Source organism: Marinobacter halodurans (assembly GCF_004327985.1).
Lineage (GTDB): Bacteria > Pseudomonadota > Gammaproteobacteria > Pseudomonadales > Oleiphilaceae > Marinobacter_A > Marinobacter_A halodurans.
The window spans coordinates 1-3195 of the sequence record NZ_SJDL01000093.1 but is presented as its reverse complement, the minus strand read 5'-3'; the positions used below and the strand labels follow the sequence as shown (position 1 = coordinate 3195).

The window sequence follows — 3195 nt, the reverse complement described above, 5'->3', positions numbered from 1 at the left end:
TCTGCCGACGGCGGCCACGATTCATGACATGGTAGAAGGCGCCCTCATATTCCAGGCGTTGAGGTCTTGGCATGAGGGCAATCTATACACTGCTAATTAACATTTCAACACCTGACCCCCTCCCCTCCATAAAAACAACTCAAACACCTAACCCTAGGAAAAAAAGGGGACCGAAAAAAGGGGACAGATTTATTTTCTTTACAAAATTAAATCTGTCCCCTTTTCTGCTTAATCGCCTTTGCATTGTTTGCAACATTAAATCATTCAATAGGAAACTGAAACACTCCCTTCAGTTCGATGCTATTAACAGCACCGTTTTTTTGCATATATTCTATGGAATCAACGTTTTCAATATTGGCTTTTAAATGCTCTGAAATATCACTAAGAGTTTCTAAATTATCTTCAAACAATAGGTCTGAAGAATATAAATCTACCACGTCATCACCGATAAAAATCGAAACACTATTTATCTTACCTTGAGTTATGTACAGGTATCCTTGTAATTGGTGCCCGTCCAGCACCAACTCACAAGAAACATTTAAAAATTCTCTTTTCGAGTAGTCAATATCTTTCGATGTAGAATAAAAAACCCTTTCATCAGACGAACTTAATCGTTCAAAAAGGTTAGCTTGAATCCATTCATCTGACACATCAACATCATCTAGTTCTGATGGTTCGTAATATTCACACCAAACTGGCGCTATTTCAAAATGCCTTCGGGACAATATCCCGAAAAACAAAAGAAACGTACCGCACTTTAAAATTTTGTTAGTCATAAATAGGCCTATTTTTTCTTATTTTGTAGACGTCGCTTAATTTTACGCACTTGCTCTTTTGAAGCTGGAACAGTATTCACATCGACTCCAGCTTCCTGAAATGCTCTAAGTCGTCGGGAAAAAGGGGACAGATTTATTTTTTGGTGCTGTTACTCCATTGTTGGAAAACCGCAAAAAATAAATCTGTCCCCTTTTAATTTTTCCCGATTAAAATCCACCCTCACTAAGCCTCTGATTAAACTGCTTCATTGCTTCCGGGTCGTGCTCAACGAGAGAATATATTAAATCGTTTTTATCAGCTGCCCAATGTAAAAAAAGATCCTCACCCGCATCGTTCTTTCTTATAACAAAATTATCTATAATCGGATCTACCACGGTCGACTCACTTTCACTCAACGTGATAAAACCTTCATAGTTTTCATAAGGGACGATCCAATAAATACGTTCGCCGCCAACCCAGTAAATACCATAGACTTCGATAACTTCATCTCTGTCATTAGCTCGTACTAGCAAATTACTCTCCTAACGTTGGCCCAGGTTGAAGTACAGGAGGCACTCGCTGGGGGTGGTTATCTTAATATCGTAAGCCTTTTCAGCACGTGAGAAGGGGTCAGGTGTTGCGTGAGAAGTGGTCTGTGAGAAGGGGTCAGGTGTTGAATTGTCAATTGACACCAAATCAATTAGCATTTCACCACCTGACCCCTTCCTTGACCCTTCGGTCTCTGCGGCGATGACCATGGGCAAAAGGCAAGACCTGCCCCTGGAACTGCCCATGAGCCACACCTCCGCCACCGGTACTAGTCTAGAACAGAACGCATCCACTGATCTGCTAAATTCAAAGGTAGACCCCGCACTTCGCCTTTTAAGAGATTGTAATATTTTTGATTGGTGTTCCAAGTGGTAAACCACGAACTTTTTCAAGAAGTTGACTAGATATATCCCAATAAACTTCTAAATCTGTCAGCTCCAAGTTCTCAATCGTATCAGAGCCATTTAAAAACAGATGTTTTTTATACCCAACACACTGATCAAGTTTGGGGGAGGCATTACCAGCGGCAAGCCATTCCTGAAAGAACTCAGCCGCTAACGCTTCATTAGCATAATCTACCAATTCATCTTCATGAAACTGAACAAAATTAACTGGAATTTCTAGCACCTCACCAGTACCCGGCTCCAACATAAGAATCAAAGGCTCGCCTGACTCTATACGTTTTCTATCAAGAGCAAATTGCCTCCCAAGCCAATCGTAACCAAAACAGAAAATACGATTTTTAAATTCCGGAAAAGCTTTTCCTACAACCTGATTCCATTTTCCAATATTTTGAACAGAATGCACGCGATATAGCCCACCAAAAGAGCTGCCTGAATAATTTCCGAGAAATTCACTCAGCCCCGTTGCCTTAATAGGAAGATCAAAGGAGAGAGATTCTGCCCCCTCCTTAACTTTATCCTTCTCATATTTCGATTGAAATTTTTCGAACATACTAGCTTCTCTGCTACTGAATATTCACTTTGTCAACAACAGTACCGGCCGGCAAATTTTTAATTTGATGGTGAATTTGCGAGCCAAGGCTTCTATTAACGCTTGAGTTCAAAGGTAGCATATTTGAAACGCTATCTGCCCCACCTAATTGCAGATCCACACTATGATCCACATCATCACCTGGGGAAACAGTGTTTCCAGCTCGCTTATAACGGCTAGAAGCTGAAGTACCGGAGCGCTGGGCTTGCGTCACAACAGTATTCGCATCACACAATACCTGACACTTTGCATCAGCAGCTGCTTTTTGTGCGTTTGTCCACCCATCTTTATATTTGAGGTTGAGATCTACCTTCTTTGCACCATCGGTATCCTGCTCCATCAAATAAGGGCCAAGGTTTACCTCGCCCGAACGATCCCCAGACACCGTAGACCAAGCTTTCTCCTCCACCGCCGGCCTCGTCAAGAGCCCCAGGCCCGAGTCCACCATCTCACTGCCACCGGTACTGGAGGGCATCGGCCTGGCCGGCGGCGTAACGGACGTGCCGTTGGCCAGGTGCCGCTCTCGATCACCAATGGCGGGATTGACCAGCCGACCGTGATCCAGGGCCAGCGGCTTGCCCGTCATCTGCTGGAGGCTGGACAGTTCCTCGTCAATCTGCTGATCCAGACCGGACAGATACGAACTGGACGCACCGCTCGCTGCCATCCGGGCCCGCAACTGCGCCAATTTTTCGACCTGGTCTGCTGCGAAGGCTTCTTTCCTCAAAGGGGTGGCTGCAACCGCGGGCTCCACCGGCGCTACGCCTTCGGGGGTGCCCGCCGATTCCGTCGCCATCAGAGGGCCACAATGGGTGCACTCGCCAGTGACCGCCCATTCCACGAGGTTTTCCCCGCCTTTCAGGCCATTGGCGACCCAATCAGCCGCCTGTTGCACCA

General features: G+C 45.2%; 4 protein-coding genes. All 4 read right to left on the bottom strand.

The features are described from left to right. Positions 1-260: 260 nt before the first annotated feature. Positions 261-776 carry a hypothetical protein gene (locus tag EZI54_RS23330; protein WP_131484256.1) on the bottom strand — a complete coding sequence of 172 codons (516 nt, stop codon included), beginning with the start codon at positions 774-776 and terminating at the stop codon, positions 261-263. Positions 777-983: 207 nt separating this feature from the next. Beyond that, the gene (locus EZI54_RS23325; RefSeq protein WP_131484255.1) at positions 984-1289 is read right to left on the bottom strand and encodes a hypothetical protein; all 306 of its coding nucleotides are present in this window, start codon (positions 1287-1289) and stop codon (positions 984-986) included. Positions 1290-1638: 349 nt separating this feature from the next. After that, a complete protein-coding gene (locus EZI54_RS23320) occupies positions 1639-2259 on the bottom strand; it encodes a T6SS immunity protein Tdi1 domain-containing protein (protein WP_131484254.1) in 621 nt (206 codons plus the stop codon). Between the two features lie 13 nt (positions 2260-2272). Next, the coding region (locus tag EZI54_RS23315) for a hypothetical protein (protein ID WP_207389329.1) at positions 2273-3195 on the bottom strand (923 nt) is incomplete at its 5' end.

Bases quoted from the DNA above. Each gene is read 5' to 3' on its own strand.
- EZI54_RS23320 (WP_131484254.1), bottom strand. From the start codon at position 2,259: ATGTTCGAAAAATTTCAATCGAAATATGAGAAGGATAAAGTTAAGGAG.
- EZI54_RS23330 (WP_131484256.1), bottom strand. From the start codon at position 776: ATGACTAACAAAATTTTAAAGTGCGGTACGTTTCTTTTGTTTTTCGGG.